The sequence below is a fragment of the Blastomonas sp. UPD001 genome (genome assembly GCF_003426715.1).
Taxonomy (GTDB): Bacteria; Pseudomonadota; Alphaproteobacteria; order Sphingomonadales; family Sphingomonadaceae; genus Blastomonas.
Genome location: NZ_QKVT01000001.1, coordinates 996,165 through 1,017,662 on the forward strand (window position 1 = coordinate 996,165; position 21,498 = coordinate 1,017,662).

Below are 21,498 nucleotides of genomic sequence, written 5' to 3' on the forward strand. Positions count from 1 at the left end.
TTTGCCTATGCGAAGGAAGGGCGATGGGCCGCCGCGGCCGACGCGTTTGTTTCCGCCGCGCGCGATGCCGAGCTGGCCCGCGACAAGCGCGCCGCGAACCTCTGGACCCAGGCGGGCAATGCTATGCTCGCGACCGGCGATGCCGACAAGGCGCTGACCTATTTCGATGCCGCGATGGCACAGGGCGTGGCGCAGGGGCTGCTGCTGGGCGAACTGCATCTCGACCGCGCACGCGCGCTGGTGGTGGCGGGCCAGACCGACGCGGCGGAGATCGCGCTGGCCGAGGCGCACAAGCTCGCGCCGGAGGACCCGCTCGCCTGGCTGCTCTCGGCGACGCTGGCGCGCCGGCTGGGCAAGCTCGAGCGCGCGCAGGCGGATATCGACATCGCCGCGCGGCTCGCCCCGCACGACCCCGAAGTCGCGCTCGAAGCGGGCAATATCGCGGCGAGCGCGGGCAAATACGACGTCGCCCGGCGCAACTGGACCCAGGCGATCGAGATCCGCCCCGAAGGCCCGATCGCCAAGACGGCGCGCGGGCATCTGAGCGAACTCGACCGGGCCGAGGCAGAGACGGCGGAGACCGCCGCAAAGCCGTAAGTCTCTCCCCTCCCCAGGGGGAGGGGAGAGCGATGGTCAATCCAGGTAGAAATCCACCGTCGTCACCACGCGGACCTTCTTGTACGGCGTGTCGCTGACCCCCCAGCTGCCGCCGCCATCGCCGTCGCGCGACTCGACCGAGAAATAGCCCTGGGTCGCGCTCTTGATGCCGCCGACATCGGTGCCGCTGTCCTTGGCGAACTGCTCCGCCGAGGCACGCGCATCCTTGGTCGCTTCAGCCACCATCTTGGGCTTGATGTCATTGAGCTTGGTGAAGCTGTACGCCATGCCCGATCCTTCCTCAAGCACGACACCGCGCCGGATCAGGTCGAACTGGCGCTTCACCGCAGCCTGCGCCTTCTTGATGTCGTTGGTGCGCAGCGACATGCGCTGGCGGATGGTGTACGTGGTCGATCCGTAATTGTTGTTGAACTGCGATACGTTGGCACCCGTGGGCTGCAGCGCGTCGCCATCAAAGCCGAGCTCGGTGAAGAAGCCGCGCAGCGCCTTGGTATCGGCATCAATATCCGCCTGCGCGCTCGCCAGGTCATCGGCCTGGGCCGAATAGGCGATCGTCCAGGTGGCAAGGTCCGCGGTCACGTCCTTCTCGGCAAGGCCGCGCACGGTCACCGAGCGGTCCGCCTGCTTGGCGCGCAACAGGCCATCGCCGAGCAGATAGCCGCCCGCGACCATGCCGATCGCTATTATCCCGGCCCCTGCGAGAAACACATTGTCGCGCACCCAGCCGCGCCTGCTCGATCCGTCCGATCCCCCACCATCAACCATGTCCGAAAGTCCTTCCAATGCCTTGCGCGCCGCCTATATCTGCGGGGCACATCCACCCCCCGACGACACGATGGATCGATTAGCCGAGCTGCGATGAACCGTGTCTTAACTGCGATGAATTGAGGCCAGTATAATGACCAAATATCTCCACACGATGATCCGCGTCACCGATCCCGACGCAACGATCAGATTTTTCGAGCTGATCGGGCTCAAGGAAGTCCGCCGCTTTTCCAGCGAGCAGGGCCGCTTCACGCTGATCTTCCTGGCAGCGCCCGGCCAGGAAGGCGTGGCCGAGGTCGAGCTGACGCACAACTGGGACCCCGAGGAGTATTCCGGCGGGCGCAATTTCGGCCATCTCGCCTATCGGGTCGAGAATGTCTACGAGACCTGCCAGCGGCTGATGGATGCGGGCGTGACGATCAACCGCCCGCCGCGCGACGGGCATATGGCGTTCGTGCGCAGCCCCGACGGCATCTCGGTCGAACTGCTGCAGGAAGGCCATCTCGAGCCCGCCGAGCCCTGGGTCTCGATGCCCAATACCGGCAACTGGTAAGCCGCTGGCGACGCGCGGCGCGCTGGGTTATACTGTCTGGCTTCGGGGGCCGAACAATAGGATGACGACCATGCGCACCATGCCCATCATGCTCAGCCTCGCCGCGCTCGCCTGCGCCACCCCGCTGGTCGCATCGGACAGCCGCGACGCGGACATCCGCGCGCGCACCGCCGCTGCGATCGCCAATCTCGACGAGCGCGGTCAGAAGCTCGCGAACAACTATCTCAAGGACCGGGTGGCGGGCGACCCCGTCTCGTGCATCCCGCGCACCCGCCTGCGCCGCTCGACCGCCGCGAGCGACGATGTGCTGCTCTATGACGACGGCTCGGTGGTGTACGTCAACACGCCGTATCTCGGCTGCCCCCGCGCCCGCGACAACACGATGATCTCGCAGACCCCGATCGGCCGCCTGTGCTCGGGCGACATCGTGCTGGTCCAGGACCTGCGCATCAACGTGCCCCTCGGCAGCTGCGCGCTGAGCGAGTTCGTGCCCTATCGCAAGGTGAAGAAGGGGGGCTGAGCCCGTTGCGGTGGTGCTGACCGCGATGATCGGATATGCCACCGGGCGGCAGGTCCCGCCTGCCCCGCCAATGACCGAGGCGACCAAGCTCGATTTCAACTTCATCCGCGCCTCGATCGCGCTGATCAAGGCGACCACCAGGGTGCGCCGCGTGTTCCTGGCGATCGTCGCGATCAGCTTCTTCTGGACCATCGGCGCGGTGCTGTTCATACAGTTTCCGCCGCTCGCCAAGAACGTGCTGACCGCAAGCAAGGAGGTCGCGAGCCTGTTCCTCGTGGTGTTCTCGATCGGCGTCGCGATCGGATCGGTCGCGATCAACGCTCTGCTCAAGGGCACCGTCTCGGCGCGCTATTCGCCGGTTTCGGTGATCGTCATGGGCTTGTTCGTCGTCGCCTTCTTCTTCGTCTGCCGCCAATGGGTGCCCGACCAGGCGGGCTCGTTGTTCAGCGTGGGCGAGTTCGTCACCCATCCGATGGCGATCCCGCTGCTGCTCTCGCTGCTCGGCATCGCGGTGGCGGGCGGCATGTTCGTCGTGCCGCTCTATGCCTTCCTCACCACCACCGTGCACAAGAGCGAAGCGGCGCGCACGATCGCAGCGAACAATATCGTCAACTCGGGCGCGATGGTGATCGGCTCGCTGATCGCCATCGGGCTCAGCGTGGCCGGGCTCGACGTGATCTACCAGCTGCTGCTCAGCGCCGCGATGTGCGTGATCGCTGCATGGCTCGGCCAGCTGCTGCACAAGGCGAGCCTCGAGCCGCATGGCGAGCACGAGATGGACGTCTGAGGGCGGCTATTCGACGACGCGGACCAGCTTGCGCTCGAGCGGAGCAAGCACGCCGGACAGTTCGTGCCCGCGCTTGAGCACCGCGCCGCCTTCGCCCACCAGTGCCCATTGGCCCTGCTTGCGCCGCAGCGCGGGCCGCTTCTCGATGCGATATTCGGGGCGCTCGGTGGCCCGGCGGAAGGCGGAATAGATCGCCGCGTCGCGCCCGAGATCCATCGCATAGTCGCGCCACAGCCCGGCGGCGACCATCCGGCCATAGAGATCCAGAATACGGCCGAGCTCTTCCCGGTCGAACCCGACCTGGCCCGGTGCTCCCGGCACCGGCAAGAGCGATACGTTCCCGCCGAGGCTCAAGCAGCCGTCCCGCTGTCGCGATCAGGCTCGGCAGGCCGCGCAGCGCGGCGGGCCTCGTCGCGCTCGTCGATCAGCTGCGCGATCCGCTCCTGCATCTGACGGATTTCGCACTGGAGCAGTTCAAGCTTCTGCGTATTCGGGTCGAAGGTCTGGCTGCAGGGCGTGCCATATTGCACGAAGCCGCGCTGCTTTTCGGCTGCATCGACCGGGGTCGGGCGCGCCGGGATACCGACCATCACCGATCCGGGAGTGACGTCCTTGGTCACCACGGCATTGGCGCCGATCCGCGCCCCCTTGCCGATGGTCACCGGCCCCAGGATCGCTGCGCCGAGACTCACGATCACGTCGTCCTCGATCGTCGGGTGGCGCTTGCCGCCGACGCCATCGGTCGGGTTGCGCCCGCCGAGCGTCGCGCCCTGATAGATCGTGACATTGTCGCCGATCACCGCTGTCTCGCCGATGACGACAAAGCCATGGTCGACAAAGAAGAACCTGCCGATCTGGGCACCCGGGTGGATGTCAATCGCGGTCAGGAAGCGCGAGATGTGATTGACCAGACGCGCGAGAAAATAGAGCTCGCCCTTGAACAGCCAGTGCGCAACGCGATGCAGCCCCAGCGCGAGCACGCCCGGATAGAGCAGGATTTCCCAGCGCGAGCGCGGCGCGGGGTCACGGGCCCGGATCGAATCCAGATATTCGCTCAATGCGCTAAACATGCGCTATCCCTTTGAAACCGTGTTTTGCTGCAAGATAGACGCTGGCAGGGCAGTTTACCAGTACCAGCGCTCAGATTGCGACGGCGCGAAGCCCCAGAAACTGCGCCAGGCGCCGGTGGCGGCGCTCGACGACCTCGCCCATCAGCGCCCTGTCGCGGGGTTCCAGCACCAGTTCGAGCGCATCGCCGTTGCGCTGCAGCCGCGATCTGCGCAGCACGTCATGCGTGCCGGCGGCAAGCCGCTGGGCAAGCCGCATGGTCAATCCCCAGGCGATCGCGCGGTTCAGCATCGCGTCCGTCGCGACATGGCGATCGAGCGGAAACGGCCGCGGCCCGCCGCCGAAATTGGTGTACAGCGCCTGGCCGATCATCGATCGTCCGATCACGTCGATGCCGACCCAATTGCCGTGCAGCGCGATTTCCAGCCCGCGTTCGGCGCGAAAATCGGGGCTGGCCTGCCAGGCGACGTCGGACAGATGGCACGCGGCCATCAGCCAGCGCTGCCATTCGGGCGGATCGTCGCCGAACAGCGGCTCGATCCAGTCGAACAGCGGCCGCGCATCCTCGCCGAAGCGCGACTGCAGCTGGCCGAAGCGTTCGGTCGCGACCAGCAGCGGGTCGCGCTGGCGCACCTCCGGGTCCATCCGGGCGTACAGCAGGCCTTCGCGCAGCCCGAAGGAGGAGAGAACGAAGGCGCTGGGCTTCACAAGCTCGCGCATCATCCGGAGCAGCGCGATCGCATCGGGCAGCGTCTCGATGCGCGACGGCGCGAGCCCGGTGGCTTGCCGCACAACATCCTTTTCCATCGCGCGGAAGCCGGCCAGTACCTTTTCGGGTCGCGCGACATCGATCCGGTACTGGTGCAGCACCTTGAGCGGATAGGCGGTCAGGTGCATGTCGAGCCGCCCGAACGCGCGCCACGAGCCGCCGACGAGATAGAAGGGCTTGCCCGGATGCGCGACCAGCCAGGGATAGGCGGCCACCATCTTCTTGAAGGTGCGCGACAGGGCGGCAGAGTCGCCGCGCCGGATCGCCGCCGCGCGCAATACCCCGAGCGGCAGCGTCGCGGTATCGAGCACCTCGCCACCCGCGACGCGCGCCAGATCGAGGCTGCCGCCGCCCAGGTCGCCGACGATGCCATCGGCGTCGGGAATCGCCGACAGCACGCCCATGCCCGCAGTGCGCGCCTCGTCATCGCCCGAGAGGATCGTGATATCGAGCCCCAGCGCCTCGACCTTGCGAGTGAATTCCTCCCCATTGCCGGCATCGCGCACCGCCGCGGTCGCCACGCACACGGTCTCGTCGACATCCATTTCGCGCGCGACGATGCGGAAGCGTTCGAGCGCCTGGATCGCGCGCGCCATCGAGGGCTCGTCGATCATTCCCGTCTCGGCCAGCGAGCGCCCGAGCCCCGCCATCACCTTCTCGTTGAAGATCAGCGCCGGATTGCGCCGTGGGCCCGAAAAGACCACCAGGCGCACCGAATTCGAACCGATGTCGATGATCGCGGTGCGATAGAGATGAACCGGCTGGTTCTGCTTGCGAATGAAGAAGTTCACGGGGCGCGGGCTCAATCGCTCTTGGCGGCGCGCCGGTCATGAAATAGCGATGCAGATTGAAGGGTTTGTCGTCGGTTCTTATGCGATGATATTGACCATCGGCATCGAGCTCCCAACTCTGTTCGTTGTCGAGGAGATTGGCGACCATGACCTGTTCGAGCACCTGATCGTGCACGGTCGGATTTTCGATCGGCAGCATGTACTCGACGCGGCGGTCGAAATTGCGCGGCATCCAGTCGGCCGAGCTGATAAACACCTTCGCCGTGTCGTTGGGCAGCGCATCGCCATTGCCGAACGCCCAGATGCGGCTGTGCTCGAGGAACCGGCCCACCACCGACTTGACGCGGATATTGTCCGACAGGCCCGGCACGCCGGGGCGCAGACAGCAGATGCCGCGAATGATCAGCTCGATCTGCACGCCCGCGCTGCTCGCCGCATAGAGCTTCTCGATCATCGCGGGATCGACCAGCGAGTTCATCTTGGCCCAGATCGCACCGGTGCGCCCGGCCCGGGCCTCCTCGATCTCGCGATCGATCAGCGCGATCAGATCATGGCGCAGGTCGCGCGGCGACATCGAGAGCAGTTCGAGCTGCTCGGGTTCGACATAGCCGGTGATATAGTTGAACAGCTGCGCCGCATCACGCCCCGCGCGCGGATCGGCGGTGAAGAAGCTGAGATCGGTATAGATGCGCGCGGTGATCGGGTGGTAATTGCCCGTGCCGAAATGGCAATAGGTGCGGAAACCCTCGGGCTCGCGCCGCACCACCATCGAGATCTTGGCGTGGGTCTTCCACTCGATAAAGCCATAGACCACCTGCACCCCGGCGCGTTCGAGCGCGCTGGCCCAGAGCAGATTCTGTTCCTCGTCGAACCGCGCCTTGAGTTCGACCACCGCGGTCACCGACTTGCCCGCCTCGGCCGCGGCGATCAGCGCGTTGATCACCGCCGACTGCTTGCCCGCGCGGTAGAGCGTCTGCTTGATCGCCACCACATCGGGGTCGGCCGCGGCCTGCTTGAGGAAGGCGATCACCACCTCGAAGCTCTCATAGGGGTGGTGGACGACGATGTCCTTGCTTCGGATCGCTGCGAAACAATCGCCGTTATGTTCTCGGATTCGTTCGGGAAAACGCGGCGTATAGGCCGGGAATTTGAGATCCGGCCGGTCCTCGTCGACCAGCGCGGCAAGATCGCCGATGCCGAGAAATCCGTCATCGGACGACTTGGTCCCGCCTTCGTGCAGCAGATTGTCGTCGAGCAGCTGCGCCAGCCCCCTGTCCATCAGCCGCGAGGTTTCGAGCCGGATGACCTGGCCGCGCCGCCGCCGCTTGAGCGCGGTACGGAAATAGAGCACCAGATCCTCGGCCTCTTCCTCGACCTCGATGTCGCTGTCGCGGATGATGCGGAACAGCCCCGATCCGCGCACGTCATAGCCGGGGAACAGCTTGTCGGCAAAGGCGACGACGATCTTCTCGAGCGCCAGGTACAGCCCCTGCTCGCCCGCAATGCGCAGGAAGCGCGGCATGGTGGCGGGCAGCATGACCAGTTCGCGCACCGTCTTGCCGTCCGACCGGCGCTTCAGATCGAAGATCAGGCTCAGCCCCTTGTTGGGGATGAACGGAAAGGGATGCGCCGGATCGAGCGCCTGCGGGGTCAGCACCGGAAAGATCTGCGTGACGAAATGCTCGCGCAGCCAGGCGCGCTCCGCCTCGCCGAGATCATCGACATCGGCCTCGACAACGCCGTTATCGGCGAGGAGCGTGCGCAACTCGCACCAGACGCGCTGCTGCTCGGCGTTCAACCGATCGACCGCGCGCTCGATCGCGGCGAGTTGCTGGACTGGCGTGCGCCCGTCGGCCGAGCGCTCCTCGACATGCTGCGCCACCTGGCCGACCAGCCCGGCGACGCGGACCATGAAGAATTCGTCGAGATTGTTGCCCGAGATCGAGAGAAAGCGAAGCCTTTCGAGCAGCGGATGACGCGGATTGCAGGCTTCTTCGAGCACCCGGTCGTTGAACGCCAGCCAGCTCAGTTCGCGGTTGAAATAGCGCCGTTGCGATTCGGAAGCGCTCGCCGGTTTCGCTTCGATTTCAGTCGGTTGGGCTGCCATCGGTTCCTGCCAGTTTCGCCAGTGCCTCGCGCACCAGTCTTTGGCCGATCGGGCGCTGCATTGCCAGCGCCATCTCGTCGATCGTGCGCGCCAGATCGCGGATGGCAGGATAGGAACGCTCGGTGCGCAGCGCGGCATAATGCGCCAGAGCATCGGGCAGCGCGAGCCCGGCGCGCGCGAGCAGCTTCTGCAGCAGCAGCTGCGCCATGTCCTCGTCGGGCGGCGGGATCTCGATCAGCAGCGAAGCCCCGAGCCGCGAGAGCAGGTCCGGCAGCCTGATGCCCCATTCGCCCGGCGGCTTGCTCGCCGCGAACAGCACCGGCAATCCTTGCGTCTGCGCCCGGTTCCAGGCGTGGAACAGCGTCTCGTCGCTCTCGCCATCGGCATTGTCGATAAAGCCGCCGCCCGAGCCGCCGGCAAAGGCCCTGCCGATCACGGTCTTGCCCGATCCCGCCGGGCCGATCAGCACCGCCGCGCCGAAGGGCAGCCGGGTCCAGTCGAACAGCCGGTCGATCGCCGCGCGGTTCGAGGCGGTGACCAGGAATTCGCTGTCACCGTCCGGTCCGGCTGCCGCGAAGGGCAGAGCGAACTGGCGCGTCATGCTTATCCCCCGCCGCCGGGTGCCGGAGCGGCGCGCGAGATACGCAGCACCCCGGGCCCCTGCTGGACGCGATAGCCGCGCGCCTCGAGCGCGCCGCGCAGCGCATCGATATCGATCTGGGCGTTGACCTGCATCACCGATGTCCCGCCAAGCGCCAGGCTGGCGGTGCTCGCGGAATTGACGCCCGGAATGCCACGCACCAGGCGTTCGCCCGCCTGCACGGCGGCGACATCGGGCGTATCGAACTGGATCGAGATGATCTGCGTGCCCGTGGTCAGGCCGCCGGGTTCGACCGGCACGTCTTCGGCCAGGGTCTCGTCGAGCAATTCCTCGACCACCTCGACCGGCTTTTCGATGATCAGCGACGAATCGGGGCGAAGCTCGCCCGAGCGGACCGCGCCGGCATAGATGCGATCGAGCCGCTTGATGCCTTCATCGAGCATCGCGGCCAGGCCGTCGCTGTTCCGCGCGCGCAGGGTGAAGCTACCGAGCAGCCGGCTGTCCGGGCCGAAGCGCGCGGCGAAGCGCCCGGTGATCGGCCCGCCGGGATACTGCCGCTTCACATGCACCACCGGGACGACCACGTCGGCCGCGCCGAACTGATCGAGAATCAGGCGCCACCAGGTGCGGCTGCGGCGTCCCGACTGCGCGGCGTTGACGAGCAGCGAATCCGCGCCCGAGCCATAGGGGCGGATATAGTCGACGATGCTCTCGGCGGTGCGATAGCGCGCCCAGGCGGCTTGCCAGGGCGTACGGTTCTCGAAGGTCTGGGCCGAGCCGCCGCTGATATAGATCGGCACCACCAGCATCGGAGCCGATCGGAGCACCGATCCGCTGACGCCGAGCAGTTCGCCGGCGCGCGCGCGATCGAACAGCACGCCCAGCGTCGCGATATAGCGGCGCGGGCCGATCTGCTCGTTTTCGACGACGATCGCCGAGACAATGCCGTCGAGCGCCGAATCGCTGAGCTTGGGTGCCGCGCCCGAACGGTTCATCTGCGACCACAGCTTCTGCCAGCCCTTGCGCTGGGCCTCGCGCCACGCGTTGGAACGGGCCTCGTCGGCATTCTTGCCCGAGCCGTCGACCTTGACCCCGCTCACCTCGAAATCGCCGCCGCTGGCGATCGGCGGAATACCGCGATCGCCCTCGATCTGGGCATAGACCAGCGCGCCCGCGCCGAGCAGCAGCGCGAACGGGGCGATGGCGATCCAGGCGCGCGCAAATCTGGGCGCCGGACGTTGCAGGGGCAGGCTGGTGATCAATGTATCCTAGCTTCAAACAACCGCGCGAAAACGAGCTTGGAGCCCCCTGCCCGTCTCCGGCGGCGGCGTGGCCGCTCTTTTGGCGACAATGGCGTGGAAATCCAAGCGAGAAGTCGCTAACCGCTCTGGCCATGACTGACAAGACCGGCAACGAGCCCAACCCGACATCTTACAGCTATGCCCAGGCGGGCGTTTCGATTGCCGCCGGCAACGCGCTGGTCAAGGCCATCGGCCCGCTGGCCAAGGCGACTGCGCGCCCCGGCGCCAATGCCGAACTGGGCGGCTTTGGCGGCTTTTTCGACCTCAAGGCCGCAGGGTTCAGGGACCCGCTGCTGGTCGCCGCGAACGACGGCGTAGGCACCAAGGTCAAGCTCGCGATCGATCATGACCGGCACGATGCGATCGGCATCGATCTGGTCGCGATGTGCGTCAACGACCTCATCGTCCAGGGTGCCGAGCCGCTGTTTTTCCTCGACTATTTTGCCACGGGCAAGCTCGATACGGGGGTGGCCGAACGCGTTGTCGCGGGCATTGCCGATGGCTGCAAGCTCGCCGGCTGCGCGCTGATCGGCGGCGAGACCGCCGAGATGCCGGGCATGTATGCGCCGGGCGATTATGACCTCGCAGGCTTCTGCGTCGGCGCGGTCGAGCGCGACGAGGTGCTCACCGGCGACCGGGTGAAGCCGGGCGACGTGCTGCTGGGCCTCGCCTCATCGGGCGTGCATTCGAATGGCTATTCGCTGGTCCGCCGTCTGGCAGCGGACAAGGGCTGGAAGATGAATCGCCCTGCCCTGTTCGATCAGGAGATTTTGCTCATCGATGCGCTGATCGCGCCGACGCGAATCTATGTCGCCTCGCTGCTGCCGGTGGTGAAATCGGGCCGGATCGCCGCGATGGCGCATATCACCGGCGGCGGCCTGCTCGAGAACATCCCACGCGTGCTGCCAGAGGGCGCGCACGCGCATGTCGATGCCGATGCCTGGACGCAGACGCGGCTGATGGCGTTTCTCCAGGCGCAGGGCAATATCGAGCCCGAGGAAATGGCGCGCACCTTCAACTGCGGTATCGGCATGGTGCTGGTGGTAGCCGGAGGCGATGTCGCGAGCGTCACCGCCGATCTGGAAGCCGCAGGCGAGACCGTCCACCGCATCGGCCGGATCGAGCCCGGCGACAAGGGCTGCACCGTCAGCGGGTCGATCGAGACCTGGAGCGCGAAAGCAGCTTGGAGCGCCACCCATGCCGGGTAAGGCTACCCCTTTCCCCTCCCGCTTGCGGGAGGGGCAGCGCGGTTCACCGCGCGGGGTGGGCCGGTTCGATGGCTCGCACATCCCCATCCCGTCTTCGCCGTCGGCTCAGCCACCCCTCCCGCTGGCGGGAGGGGAGAAATGAAGGCAAAGGTCGCCATCCTCATTTCGGGCAGCGGCACCAACATGGCCGCCCTGCTCTATGCCTCGCGCGCGCCGACCTGCCCTTATGAGGTGGTGCTCGTCGCCTCGAACGATCCGGATGCGGGCGGGCTGAAGCTGGCCGCAGCCGAAGGCGTCCCGACCTTCGCGTTGTCGCACAAGGGCATGGACCGCGACAGCTATGACGCCGCGATGGACCAGGCGATCCGCGCCTCGGGTGCCGACCATGTCGCCCTTGCTGGATACATGCGCATCCTCACCCCCGGGTTCGTGCGACGCTGGGAGGGCCGGATGCTCAACATCCACCCCTCGCTGCTGCCGAAGTACAAGGGGCTGCACACGCACCAGCGCGCGCTTGACGCCGGTGACACGGTCGCCGGCTGCAGCGTGCACCTGGTGACGGCCGAGCTCGACGACGGCCCGGTGCTCGGCCAGACCGAGGTCGCGATCGTGCCCGGCGACAGCGCCGAGAGCCTCGCCGCGCGCGTACTGATCGCCGAGCACCAGCTCTATTCGCGCACGCTTGCGGAATATGTATCGCGCGAGAGCGATCCCGACTGGATCGTCGCCAAGGTCGGCGAACTGGCGCTGGCGCTGCCCGAGACCGACGCGCGGCCCTCGCACGGCGCTCCGGGCTGGCGCGTCGGTGGCGAAAAGACCGGCAAGTATTTTGCCTATGTCTCGATCCACCATCATGGCGAGGAAGCGATCGCGTTGCTCGTCAAGACGAGCGGCGCGGACGAGCAGGCGGCTCTCGTCGACCAGGATCCCGATCTCTATTATCTGCCCAAATTCTACGCGCCTTCGGGTTGGATCGCGATCCGGCTCGATACCGGGCGCACCGATTGGGACCATATCGCCGACTGGCTGCTCCGCAGCTGGCGCAGCGTCGCACCGAAGCGGCTGACCAGGTTCATGGATATCGCGGCGGAATTCTGATCGGCGGGGTTACCTGCGGGCCTCCACCCAGAGTCGGCCCAGCATCAAGTCGATCTCCTGAGGATCGAACGGATCTAGCCCCGAGCCGGGATAGAAGGTCATCTCGCCAAAGCGCGGTGCCCCGTCGATCTCGTAGAAATCGACGCGGACGAAATCGAAGCCCTGCCCCAGCGTTTCGGCTGCCTCGATCATCCGGTCGAGCGATCCCGGCCTGGCGGGGTCGGCATCGCGCGTCGGTGAGGAGAACCGCCGCCATTGGCGGTCGAACAGCATCCAGCGGTGCCGCGTCTCGCGCTGCAGATGCACCTGGATGCACGCTACCTGACCGGCGAAGACATAGAGCTTGTAATCGACGGGAAGCTGCCCGTCCGCGCCGATAAAGGGCTCGACCAAAAGGCCGCGCGGAATCTCGCGATAAAGCCATTCGTCGAGCCATACGCCATAGGGCTGGGCCATCCAGGCGCCGCTCCTGCGCCGGATTGCGTCCCAATCGTCGTGCGAAGAGCGGACGAAAGCGCGTTGATTGCAGCCATGGCGGGATTTGACGACCAGCGGCAGCGGCCAGACCGGGTTGGCCGGCAGCGCGTCACCCTGCCAGAGCGTCGGGGTAACCCAGTCGCTTCCAAGCCGATCAGCCACATAGGTCTTGGCGGCGATCTTGTCCGAGCAGACCGGCAGGCGCGGGTCGCGGTCGGACAGCTTGCGGTGCTGGACGAATTCGGTGAAGCGCCGGGGATTTTGCAGGTCCGGCAGGCGATGGTGCCGCCACAGATAGGTGATCGCGATCCGCATCCGGGCCAGGCGGTCGCTGGTGCCGCCGACGGGCGGCGATGCCAGCGCTGCCGGGTTCAATTCAGGCCCGGCAGCGCGCGGCATGATGATCAGCCGACGATTTCTTCCGGCTTGAAGAAATAGGCGATTTCGATCGCGGCATTTTCTTCGCTGTCCGAACCGTGCACCGAGTTCGCTTCGATGCTCTCGGCCAGTTCCTTGCGGATGGTGCCGGGTTCGGCATTGGCGGGGTTGGTGGCGCCCATGATGTCGCGGTTGCGCTTCACGGCGTCTTCGCCTTCGAGCACCTGCACGACGACGGGGCCCGAGATCATGAATTCGACCAGTTCACCGAAAAAGGGACGCTCGCGGTGCACGGCGTAGAAGCCCTCGGCCTGTTCCTTGGTCATGTGGATGCGCTTGGAAGCGACGACGCGCAGGCCGGCCTCTTCCAGCATCTTGGTGACCGCACCGGTCAGGTTGCGACGGGTGGCGTCGGGCTTGATGATCGAAAAGGTCCGGGTGACGGCCATGGGGATGCTCCTGCTTTAGGTGATATGCCTCGCGCACGCATGGCGCGATTCGCCGCCGCCCCTAGCGGGCCACATTGTGCGCTGCAAGAAAAACCGCTGCGCGCGCCGAGTCCGCGCCGCGGATCAGCTCTGCCCGGCGATCAGCGTGATCATCGATCCCGCATCGCCCGGCGCGACCTGCAGCGTGAACGAGCCCTTGTCCTTGGTGCCTGCAATCGCGCGCATGTCGCCGGTGGTGATTTCGGTTTCGATCTTGAAGCCCTTGCTCTCGACCGACTTGCGATACCAGCCGAGAACGGCATCGGGCTTGGCGTCGCTTTCCATCACGACCATCGCCCCCGTGTTGCCATCGCTGTTGCTGTTCATCGTCGAGACGACCTTCGCGCCGGGATAGATTTCCAGCCCGAATGGCAGCTTGGCGTCGGTGTCGCCCGCGTTGATGTTGACGGTGGCAGACCCATCGGCGCTGGTGATCTTGACCTCCGAGGCGTCGCCATCGCCCTCGCGCGTGACCTTCACCTCATTGCCTTCGGCGTCGCTGTAGACGGTCTTCTCTCCGCCGCAGCCGGCGAGCACCAAGAGCACCCCCGCTGCCATCCAGGACTTGCGCATTCCACCGTCTCCTTATGGTTCGCGCGCATCCTGACGCTTGCCGGGGGTCTGTTCAACCCATTTGCCGCCATCCTGCTTCCAGTAGTGGCGCTCGAGCCCCTCGCGTTCGCCCAGCGCCAGCCAGGCCTTGCGCGCTTCGGCAATGGTCGCCTCGCCGAACAGCAGGAACACGCGGTCGAAGCCCAGCGCCTCGTCGCGCCACACCCCGTCGGCGAGTGCGATGAACCGGGCGCCATTGGCAGGCTCGACCCGATCCGCGAGCAGGATCGGCTGGATCTGCGGGTTCGGCGCGTCGATATCGCCATGCGCCAGGAAGCTGTCGGGCTTGAGCGACCACAGGGCGTCGCTCAGCGCCTGGCGATGCCCAGCATCGGCCGACAGCACCAGCATGCGCTGCCCGAGCGCCAGCGTGCGCTCGGCGAGCAGCGGCAGCACCCGCTCGGCGCTGTCGCGCGTCAGGTGATAGAAATCGACCTGCATCCCGACCCCTTTGCATCATGCATCGTCATTCCCGCGAAAGCGGGAAGCCCCCTCAGGCAGTGACCCGGGTGCAAGAGCGGGACCCCCGCCTTCGCGGGGGTGACGTCGAAATCAGCCGCCTCTAAGTTCGGATCACTTCTCGAAATTGTCCGCAATCCACTGATTCAAAAGGCGAACACCATAACCGGTAGCCCCCTTGTCCCAGACCGGGCCGGGCTTGTCGGCCCAGACCATGCCCGCGATATCGAGATGCGCCCACTTGACGCCGGGCTTGATGAAGCGCTGCAGGAACTGCGCGGCGGTGATCGATCCGCCGCCCTTGGCCCCCACATTCTTCATGTCGGCAATCGGGCTGTCGATCATCTTGTCATAGGCGCTGCCGAGCGGGAAGCGCCACAGCGGATCGCCCGCCAGCTTGCCCGCCGCGGTCAGCTTTTCGGCCAGGCCGTCATCGTTGCTGAACAGCCCGGCATGCTGGTCGGCCAGCGAGATGATGATAGCGCCGGTCAGCGTCGCCAGATCGACGATATATTCGGGCTCGTAATTTTCCTGCGCCCAGTGGAGCGCATCGCACAGCACCAGACGGCCTTCGGCATCGGTGTTGATCACTTCGATCGTCTGGCCCGACATGCTGGTCACCACGTCGCCGGGGCGCTGCGCATTGCCATCGGGCATGTTCTCGACCAGCCCGCAGATGCCCACGACATGCGCCTTGGCCTTGCGTCCGGCGAGCGCCTTCATCGTGCCCGCGACCGCGCCTGCGCCGCCCATGTCCCATTTCATGTCTTCCATGCCGGCGGCCGGCTTGATCGAGATGCCGCCGGTATCGAAGGTCACGCCCTTGCCCACCAGCACCACCGGCTTGGCATGCGCATCGCCGGTGCCGTTCCAGCGCATCGCGATCAGTCGCGGCGGGCGCACAGAACCCTGTGCCACCCCGAGGAGCGCGCCCATGCCGAGCTTCGCCATCTCCTCCTGGCCGAGCACGGTGATCTCGACACCCAGCGACTCGAGATGCCTGCAGCGTTCGACGAAGCTTTCCGGGTAGATCACATTGGCCGGTTCGGTGACCAGATCGCGGGTAAAGGCGACGCCCTCGGCAATCGCGGCCTGGTCGCTCCAGACCGCACCGAGGCCCGCCGGGCCGTTCACGACGCCGATCTCGCCCAGGCTCACCTTCTGCTTGGCGGGAAGCTTGGTGCGATAATGATCGTGCGCCCAGCTGCGCAGCGTCGCGCCGAACAGGAACTGGCTGGCGCCCTCGCGATTATGGCCGAGCGCGCCCAGACCCATGTCGACCGCCAGCGATGCCACGCCCGAACGCTGGTATTTCGCGACGAGCTGGCCACCTGCGCGCTCAAGGTCGGTGCGCGACTGGCCGCCGGTGCCGACCAGCGCCACGCGCAGGGTCTTGCCGCCCTGGGCAACAAAAATGTCGAACACTTCGCCCGCGCCGCCTTCGAAGCGCGCCGCTTTCGCTCCCTCGATCACCACCGCGCCAGAGTCGAGCGGGAGGCTGAGGCTGGCGAGCTCATCCTTGGCGACGGGAAAGGCGATCACGGTGTAACTGTCTGCGGAAGCGTCGAAAACTATGTTCATCAAGGGTCCCCGGAAGGCGGGCCGGTCGGCCGGTTAATCGATTGTGAACCATGTCGCGCCTATGGCTGACGGGCGCAAATTGGCGACACGGCGCTGCGGGCCATATTGGTGGCCGATCGCAGCATGCAAGCGATAGGACAGGTTCGGTTTGTTTGCCAGCATTTGCCGCAGCCTTGCACGGACCATCGAAAGCGGTTTGCGCTCGGGCTTTTGCGGTGCAATAGGCGCGATTCTGGCGTGGTCCCGCCCCACGATTCTCGGGGGCCAGGGTCCGGCCATGAATCGACGGATGGCTGGCTTGCGCTTTTCAAGGACAGGTTTGATGCTGGGATCGGCGCTGCTCGCGGCGCAGGCCGCGCCTGCGCTCGCCGCCGATCAGGCCGCCGCGCAACCGGTCTGCACCCGCACCAGCTATCTGCTCGGCGAAAATCTGACCTTCACCCGCAAGGACATCGTGCAATATGCCGATGACCAGACCGCGCCCGCCACCGGTGCCGCCGGCGAGGAACAGCAGGTCATCGAATTCACCGCCGACCGGTTAGATTATGACAGCAATGCCGATGTCGTGACCGCGAGCGGCAACGTGCTGCTGGTCCGCGCCGACCAGTCGCTGGTCGCCGACAGCGTCACCTGGGACCGCAAGACCGGCCAGGTGCGCGCCAATGGCGGCGTCCAGATCACCGATGCCGAGGGCAACAAGCTCTATGGTGATTCGATCGAGCTGACCGAATCGATCCGCGACGGCGTCATCGAGAACATCCTGGTGGTGCTCGAAGCGGGCGGCCGCATGGTCGCGAGCCGCGGGACGCGCAACGACGGCGTGATCACGCTCGAAAATGCAGCCTATTCGGCATGCCTGGTCGAAACGCCGACCGGCAAGCCCAAGCGCCCGAGCTGGCAGCTGCGCGCGATCAAGGTGGTGTACAATCCCGCCGACAAGCGCGTGCGCTATGACGGGGCGCGGCTCGAACTGTTCGGACTGCCGGTCATCCCGATGCCCGGGCTCAGCCATCCGGTCGGCGAGGGCAGCGGCTCGGGCATTCTCGTGCCCGATATCCGCTTCAGCCAGGCCAATGGTGTGCAGCTCAGCCTGCCTTATTACATCAGCCTTGCCCCCAATCGCGACATCACCGTCACCGGATCGGTGTTCACCGAGGCGCTGCCGATGGTCAACGCGACCTATCGCGCGCTGACCGATCGCGGAGCCTATCAGATCACCGGCTATGCCACGGCGGGATCGCGCATCCCGGTCGGCGCGGGCAATGTCGCGCCGGACAGCCAGAACGATTTCCGCGGCTATTTCGACGCGACGGGCCGCTTCCAGCTCAACGAGGCGTGGAGCATCGGCGGGTCGATAAGGGTCGTCACCGACCGGACCTTCCTGCGCCGTTACGATGTCAGCCGCGACGACCGGCTGCGCTCGACGATCGAGGCCGAGCGCATCGGCCCGAACAGCTATTTCTCGCTCGCCGGATGGGCGACGCAGACGCTGCGCGTCAACGATCCGCAAGGCCAGGTGCCGATCGCGCTGCCGGTGGTCGACTGGCGCTATCGCCTGCCCGACCAGGTCGCGGGCGGCAAGGTCGAGTTCCAGCTCAATACGCTCGCCATCGGGCGCACCTCGGGCCAGGACACGCAGCGGGCCTTCGCCCAGGCGCGCTGGGATCTGCGTCGGCTCACCAGCCTGGGCCAGGAATTCACGCTGACCGCGCTGGCGCGAGGCGACGTCTACAACAGCAGCGAGAACGCGCTGACCAACACGCTGATCTATCGCGGCGAATCCGGGCTCAAGGCGCGCGCCAGCGGCTCGATCGCGGCGGATGTGCGCTGGCCGTTCGTCGGCGAGGCCTTTGGCGGCACCCAGGTGCTGAGCCCGCGCGTGCAGGTGGTGGCGACGCCGACCACCGGCAATCTGGAGCTGCCCAACGAGGATTCGCGCGCGATCGAACTGGAGGACAGCAACCTGTTCGCGCTCAACCGGCTGCCCGGCTATGACCGCATGGAAGAGGGCGTGCGCGTCGTCTATGGCGTCGAATGGTCGCTCCAGCGCCCCGGCATGCAGCTGAACGCCGTGGTCGGGCAAAGCTATCGCTTCGATGACGAGCGCGATTTCCTGCCCGAGGGCACTGGGCTCGGCAACCGCACCTCGGACGTCGTCGGCCGGCTCGACCTGAAACTGCGCAACTTCATCCGCTACACGCACCGCTTCCGGCTGGACAAGGACAATCTCGCGGTGCGCCGCAACGAGGTCGACATCACGGTGGGCGGACGCCAGACCTATGTGCAGGTCGGCTATTTGCGGCTCAACCGCGATATCGGGCCCGAGATCGAGGACCTTCAGGATCGCGAGGAACTGCGCGTTGCCGGTCGCGTGCGCGTCGCGCGCTACTGGTCGGTCTTCGGCGCGGGCGTGGTCGATCTCAGCGATCGCGAAGAGGACCCCCGGCTGCAGGCAGACGGCTTCCAGCCCATCCGCACGCGGCTGGGCGTGGCCTATGAGGATGACTGCCTCGAGCTCGGCGTCACCTGGCGGCGCGACTATATCCCGGTGGGCGATGCCCAGCGCGGCGATACCTTTCTGTTGCGCGTGGCCTTGCGCAACCTTGGCTTTTGATCGCAAAGGCGATATTCACCGCCCCGCTCAGCCACGGTTAAGCCGATTTTGGGCAAGGGGTCGCTTTGTCCCTATCAGGAAGATATGAGCTTGCACGCATTGAACACTTTCGCGATCCGAACCCGCAAGCTGGCCCGGACCACGCTGGCCACCGCGCTGATTGCGGGCCTTGCCCTCCCTGCCACCGCCCAGACGGTGAAGGATGATGCGGCGATGCCCGACACCTCGCTGAACGTGCCCGAGGGGCTGACGATCTTCGGCCAGCAGGACCCCAATGTCCGCCGCGCCACGGCCATCGTCAACAGCGAGATCATCACCGGGACCGATATCGACGAGCGGGTCGCGCTGATCCTCGCCGCCAACGACGCCCCGGTATCCGATGAGGAGCGCCAGCGGCTGCGCCTGCAGGTGCTGCGCAACCTGATCGACGAGACGCTGCAGATCCAGGAAGCAGCCGCGAACGACATCAAGGTCGATGAAGCGCAGGTCGAGCGGACTTATGCGCAGGTCGCCCAGCAGAATTTCCGCCGCGACACCACCGCGCTCGACAAGTATCTTGCCAGCATCGGCTCCTCGCCGCGCTCGCTCAAGCGCCAGATTCGCGGCGAGCTCGCCTGGCAGCGCCTGCTGGGTCGCAACGTGACCCCGTTCATCAACGTCTCCGAAGAGGAGGTGAAGGAAGTCATCGAGCGGCTCAAGGCGAACAAGGGCACCGAGGAATATCGCATCGGCGAGATCTATCTCTCGGCCAATTCGCAGAACCGCGCCGAGGTTGCCAAGAACGCCGCGCAGATCGTGCAGCAGCTTCAGCAGGGCGGTTCGTTCGTCGCCTATGCGCGCCAGTTCTCAGAGGCCTCGACTGCCGCAGTCGGCGGGGATCTGGGCTGGATCCAGCTGGGTCAGCTGCCGCCCGCGCTCGGCGTCGTCGCGCGTGACATGCAGGTCGGCCAGCTCGCCGGACCTATCGAGATCCCCGGCGGCTTCTCGCTGATCTATCTCATCGACAAGCGCCAGATCCTCACCGCCAACCCGCGTGATGCGCTGCTCGGGCTCAAGCAGCTGGCGATCGCCTTCCCGCCCGGCATCAGCGAGGCCGAAGCGACGCGGCGGGCGTCCGAGTTCGCCACCGCCACGCGGCAGATCAAGGGCTGCGGCGCGGCGGACGAGATCGCCAAGCGTCTGGGCGCCACCGTTACCAACAACGACCAGGTGCCGGTGCGCGAGCTTCCCGCCCCGCTGCAGGACACGCTGATCGCGCTGTCGATCGGCGAGGCGACCCAGCCTTTCGGTTCGGTCAAGGACGGCGTGCGCGTGCTCGTGCTGTGCGGCCGCGACGACCCTGCTGCCGATGGCGGCCCGAGCCCCGAGCAGCTGATGGCGAACATGGAAGAGGAAAAGGTCAACCGCCGCGCACAGATCTATCTGCGCGACCTTCGCCGCGACGCCGTGATCGAGTATAACTGATGCTTGCGGGCCGGGCCCAAGCGTGACGCAATTGCTGGCCATATCGGCCGGTGATCCCGCCGGTATCGGCCCGGAAATCATCGGCAAGAGCTGGGACGCACGCGAGGCCGAGGAGCTGACGCCGTTTTTCGCGGTGGGCGACCCGCGTGCCTTCGAGGCCGTGTGGCGTGGCCCGGTGCAGGTGATCGGCGACCCTGCCGAAGCGCGCGAGGCGTTCGCGTCCGCCCTGCCCGTGCTACCCGTCATCGACAGCGGCATCGTGATCCCCGGCGAACCCGATCTCGATGGCGCGCGCTGCGCGCTGCAGGCACTCGAAATGGGCGTGGGCTTGGCGCGTGCGGGCACGACTTGCGGCATCGTCACCGGGCCGATCTCCAAGATCCAGCTGCAGAAGGTCGGCTTCAACTTTCCCGGCCAGACCGAGTTCATCGCCGAAGCCTGCGGCGTATCGCGGCAGAATGTCGCGATGCTGCTCGCCGGGCCCGAACTGCGCGTCATCCCGATCACGGTGCATATCGGCATTGCCGATGTGCCCGCCGCGCTGTCGATCGAGCTGATCGTCAACCGTGCGCGCGCGGCGGCCAAGGGCATGGCGCGCAATTTCGGCATCGAGCGCCCGCGCCTCGCGATGGCCGGGCTCAACCCGCATGCGGGCGAACAGGGCAGCATGGGACGCGAGGAGATCGAGATCATCCAGCCCGCGATCGAGCAGCTGCGCGACGAAGGCTTTCTGGTCGCCGGTCCCCTGCCCGCCGACACGATGTTCTACGCGGCCGCACGCGCGCGCTACGACGTGGCGCTGTGCCAGTATCACGATCAGGCGCTGATCCCGGTCAAGGCGTTGCATTTCGACGATGCAGTCAACATGACGCTGGGCCTGCCGATCGTGCGTACCTCGCCCGATCATGGCACCGCGTTCGACATTGCCGGCAAGGGCCTCGCCAGCCCGCGCTCGATGATCGCCGCAATCCGCATGGCGGGCGCGGCCTGGACGCATCGCCAGACATTCGACAGCTGATGCGCACGCCGGTGACTGCCCTGCCGCCGTTGCGCGATGTCATCGCACGCCATGGCCTCGCCGCGAGCAAGGCGCTCGGGCAGAATTTCCTGCTCGACGAGCAGCTGCTCGACCGCATCGCCGCGGTTCCGGGCGATCTCGACGGGCAGGATGTGCTCGAGATCGGCCCTGGCCCGGGCGGGCTGACCCGCGCCCTGCTGCGCGCGGGCGCCCAGGTCACC

General features: G+C 66.4%; 20 protein-coding genes and 2 pseudogenes. 10 read left to right on the forward strand and 12 right to left on the reverse strand.

Translation table 11 applies throughout. From position 1 onward, the window contains the following. Nucleotides 1–597: tetratricopeptide repeat protein (locus DM995_RS04905; RefSeq protein ID WP_116968677.1), on the forward strand; the 597-nt coding region annotated here is incomplete at its 5' end. A 36-nt stretch (nt 598–633) separates the two neighbouring features. On the opposite strand, the gene DM995_RS04910 is transcribed toward DM995_RS04905, so the two are convergent. Continuing rightward, nucleotides 634–1,383 (reverse strand): SIMPL domain-containing protein, encoded by a 750-nt coding sequence (locus DM995_RS04910; protein ID WP_232824070.1) that lies wholly within the window; start codon nt 1,381–1,383, stop codon nt 634–636. 133 nt (nt 1,384–1,516) lie between these two features. Between DM995_RS04910 and DM995_RS04915 the strand changes: the two genes are divergently transcribed. The 3 genes and pseudogenes from DM995_RS04915 to DM995_RS04925 form a co-directional block, all read left to right on the forward strand. Continuing rightward, nucleotides 1,517–1,936: a VOC family protein gene (locus DM995_RS04915; RefSeq protein WP_116968678.1), complete on the forward strand. Its 420-nt coding sequence runs from the start codon at nt 1,517–1,519 to the stop codon at nt 1,934–1,936. A gap of 70 nt (nt 1,937–2,006) precedes the next feature. Next, entirely contained in the window at nt 2,007–2,456 is a 450-nt protein-coding gene (locus tag DM995_RS04920) for a hypothetical protein (protein ID WP_157973079.1), read from the forward strand. 4 nt (nt 2,457–2,460) lie between these two features. Then, nucleotides 2,461–3,243, forward strand: a pseudogene (locus DM995_RS04925) (MFS transporter); the annotation flags it as partial. 6 nt (nt 3,244–3,249) lie between these two features. On the opposite strand, the gene DM995_RS04930 reads toward DM995_RS04925, so the two are convergent. From DM995_RS04930 to DM995_RS04955, 6 genes and pseudogenes are all read right to left on the reverse strand, one after another. Then, the gene (locus tag DM995_RS04930) at nt 3,250–3,597 is read right to left on the reverse strand and encodes a DUF2794 domain-containing protein (RefSeq protein ID WP_232824072.1); all 348 of its coding nucleotides are present in this window, start codon (nt 3,595–3,597) and stop codon (nt 3,250–3,252) included. After that, a complete protein-coding gene (gene epsC, locus DM995_RS04935) occupies nt 3,594–4,313 on the reverse strand; it encodes a serine O-acetyltransferase EpsC (protein ID WP_023839161.1) in 720 nt (239 codons plus the stop codon). The genes DM995_RS04930 and epsC overlap by 4 nt, the downstream gene beginning before the upstream one ends. A gap of 70 nt (nt 4,314–4,383) precedes the next feature. Then, nucleotides 4,384–5,871 (reverse strand): Ppx/GppA family phosphatase, encoded by a 1,488-nt coding sequence (locus DM995_RS04940; protein ID WP_116968681.1) that lies wholly within the window; start codon nt 5,869–5,871, stop codon nt 4,384–4,386. Between the two features lie 34 nt (nt 5,872–5,905). Beyond that, nucleotides 5,906–7,978, reverse strand: a pseudogene (locus tag DM995_RS04945) (RNA degradosome polyphosphate kinase); the annotation flags it as partial. Continuing rightward, nucleotides 7,959–8,579: a P-loop NTPase family protein gene (locus DM995_RS04950; RefSeq protein WP_116968682.1), complete on the reverse strand. Its 621-nt coding sequence runs from the start codon at nt 8,577–8,579 to the stop codon at nt 7,959–7,961. The pseudogene DM995_RS04945 and the gene DM995_RS04950, both read right to left, overlap by 20 nt. A gap of 2 nt (nt 8,580–8,581) precedes the next feature. After that, the gene (locus DM995_RS04955) at nt 8,582–9,841 is read right to left on the reverse strand and encodes a heavy-metal-associated domain-containing protein (RefSeq protein WP_116968683.1); all 1,260 of its coding nucleotides are present in this window, start codon (nt 9,839–9,841) and stop codon (nt 8,582–8,584) included. Nucleotides 9,842–9,972: 131 nt separating this feature from the next. On the opposite strand from DM995_RS04955, the gene purM reads away from it, so the two are divergent. Together purM and purN are read left to right on the forward strand one after the other, a co-directional pair. Continuing rightward, the gene (purM, locus tag DM995_RS04960; RefSeq protein ID WP_116968684.1) at nt 9,973–11,088 is read left to right on the forward strand and encodes a phosphoribosylformylglycinamidine cyclo-ligase; all 1,116 of its coding nucleotides are present in this window, start codon (nt 9,973–9,975) and stop codon (nt 11,086–11,088) included. Between the two features lie 138 nt (nt 11,089–11,226). Next, the gene (purN, locus tag DM995_RS04965) at nt 11,227–12,186 is read left to right on the forward strand and encodes a phosphoribosylglycinamide formyltransferase (RefSeq protein WP_116968685.1); all 960 of its coding nucleotides are present in this window, start codon (nt 11,227–11,229) and stop codon (nt 12,184–12,186) included. 9 nt (nt 12,187–12,195) lie between these two features. Here the strand turns inward: purN and DM995_RS04970 are convergent, their stop codons facing one another. From DM995_RS04970 to DM995_RS04990, 5 genes are all read right to left on the reverse strand, one after another. Continuing rightward, entirely contained in the window at nt 12,196–13,062 is an 867-nt protein-coding gene (locus DM995_RS04970) for an ATP-grasp fold amidoligase family protein (protein WP_232824074.1), read from the reverse strand. Nucleotides 13,063–13,067: 5 nt separating this feature from the next. Then, nucleotides 13,068–13,490, reverse strand: coding sequence for a nucleoside-diphosphate kinase (ndk, locus tag DM995_RS04975; RefSeq protein WP_116968686.1), 423 nt, complete (start codon nt 13,488–13,490; stop codon nt 13,068–13,070). 123 nt (nt 13,491–13,613) lie between these two features. Further along, nucleotides 13,614–14,102 carry a hypothetical protein gene (locus DM995_RS04980; protein ID WP_157973080.1) on the reverse strand — a complete coding sequence of 163 codons (489 nt, stop codon included), beginning with the start codon at nt 14,100–14,102 and terminating at the stop codon, nt 13,614–13,616. 12 nt (nt 14,103–14,114) lie between these two features. Further along, complete coding sequence (locus DM995_RS04985; RefSeq protein ID WP_023837913.1) at nt 14,115–14,582, reverse strand: DNA polymerase III subunit chi; 468 nt, start codon at nt 14,580–14,582, stop codon at nt 14,115–14,117. A 132-nt stretch (nt 14,583–14,714) separates the two neighbouring features. Next, nucleotides 14,715–16,181 (reverse strand): leucyl aminopeptidase, encoded by a 1,467-nt coding sequence (locus DM995_RS04990; protein WP_031318055.1) that lies wholly within the window; start codon nt 16,179–16,181, stop codon nt 14,715–14,717. A 322-nt stretch (nt 16,182–16,503) separates the two neighbouring features. Between DM995_RS04990 and DM995_RS04995 the strand changes: the two genes are divergently transcribed. From DM995_RS04995 to DM995_RS05010, 4 genes are all read left to right on the forward strand, one after another. Continuing rightward, nucleotides 16,504–18,795 (forward strand): LPS-assembly protein LptD, encoded by a 2,292-nt coding sequence (locus tag DM995_RS04995; protein ID WP_116968688.1) that lies wholly within the window; start codon nt 16,504–16,506, stop codon nt 18,793–18,795. 84 nt (nt 18,796–18,879) lie between these two features. Beyond that, the gene (locus DM995_RS05000; RefSeq protein WP_023837909.1) at nt 18,880–20,259 is read left to right on the forward strand and encodes a peptidylprolyl isomerase; all 1,380 of its coding nucleotides are present in this window, start codon (nt 18,880–18,882) and stop codon (nt 20,257–20,259) included. A gap of 22 nt (nt 20,260–20,281) precedes the next feature. Beyond that, on the forward strand, nt 20,282–21,277 hold the full coding sequence (gene pdxA / locus DM995_RS05005) for a 4-hydroxythreonine-4-phosphate dehydrogenase PdxA (RefSeq protein ID WP_116968689.1): 996 nt from the start codon (nt 20,282–20,284) through the stop codon (nt 21,275–21,277). Nucleotides 21,278–21,288: 11 nt separating this feature from the next. Next, on the forward strand, nt 21,289–21,498 hold a 210-nt coding region (locus DM995_RS05010; protein WP_502696601.1), incomplete at its 3' end, for an rRNA adenine N-6-methyltransferase family protein.

What these genes read in the sequence shown, in the direction of transcription:
- DM995_RS04910 (WP_232824070.1), bottom strand. Translation starts at nt 1,383, where the DNA reads ATGGTTGATGGTGGGGGATCGGACGGATCGAGCAGGCGCGGCTGGGTG.
- DM995_RS04920 (WP_157973079.1), top strand. Translation starts at nt 2,007, where the DNA reads ATGCGCACCATGCCCATCATGCTCAGCCTCGCCGCGCTCGCCTGCGCC.
- purM (WP_116968684.1), top strand. Translation starts at nt 9,973, where the DNA reads ATGACTGACAAGACCGGCAACGAGCCCAACCCGACATCTTACAGCTAT.
- epsC (WP_023839161.1), bottom strand. Translation starts at nt 4,313, where the DNA reads ATGTTTAGCGCATTGAGCGAATATCTGGATTCGATCCGGGCCCGTGAC.
- DM995_RS04915 (WP_116968678.1), top strand. Translation starts at nt 1,517, where the DNA reads ATGACCAAATATCTCCACACGATGATCCGCGTCACCGATCCCGACGCA.
- DM995_RS04980 (WP_157973080.1), bottom strand. Translation starts at nt 14,102, where the DNA reads ATGCGCAAGTCCTGGATGGCAGCGGGGGTGCTCTTGGTGCTCGCCGGC.
- DM995_RS04990 (WP_031318055.1), bottom strand. Translation starts at nt 16,181, where the DNA reads ATGAACATAGTTTTCGACGCTTCCGCAGACAGTTACACCGTGATCGCC.
- DM995_RS04950 (WP_116968682.1), bottom strand. Translation starts at nt 8,579, where the DNA reads ATGACGCGCCAGTTCGCTCTGCCCTTCGCGGCAGCCGGACCGGACGGT.
- DM995_RS04970 (WP_232824074.1), bottom strand. Translation starts at nt 13,062, where the DNA reads ATGCCGCGCGCTGCCGGGCCTGAATTGAACCCGGCAGCGCTGGCATCG.
- purN (WP_116968685.1), top strand. Translation starts at nt 11,227, where the DNA reads ATGAAGGCAAAGGTCGCCATCCTCATTTCGGGCAGCGGCACCAACATG.
- DM995_RS05000 (WP_023837909.1), top strand. Translation starts at nt 18,880, where the DNA reads ATGAGCTTGCACGCATTGAACACTTTCGCGATCCGAACCCGCAAGCTG.
- ndk (WP_116968686.1), bottom strand. Translation starts at nt 13,490, where the DNA reads ATGGCCGTCACCCGGACCTTTTCGATCATCAAGCCCGACGCCACCCGT.
- DM995_RS04995 (WP_116968688.1), top strand. Translation starts at nt 16,504, where the DNA reads ATGCTGGGATCGGCGCTGCTCGCGGCGCAGGCCGCGCCTGCGCTCGCC.
- DM995_RS04985 (WP_023837913.1), bottom strand. Translation starts at nt 14,582, where the DNA reads ATGCAGGTCGATTTCTATCACCTGACGCGCGACAGCGCCGAGCGGGTG.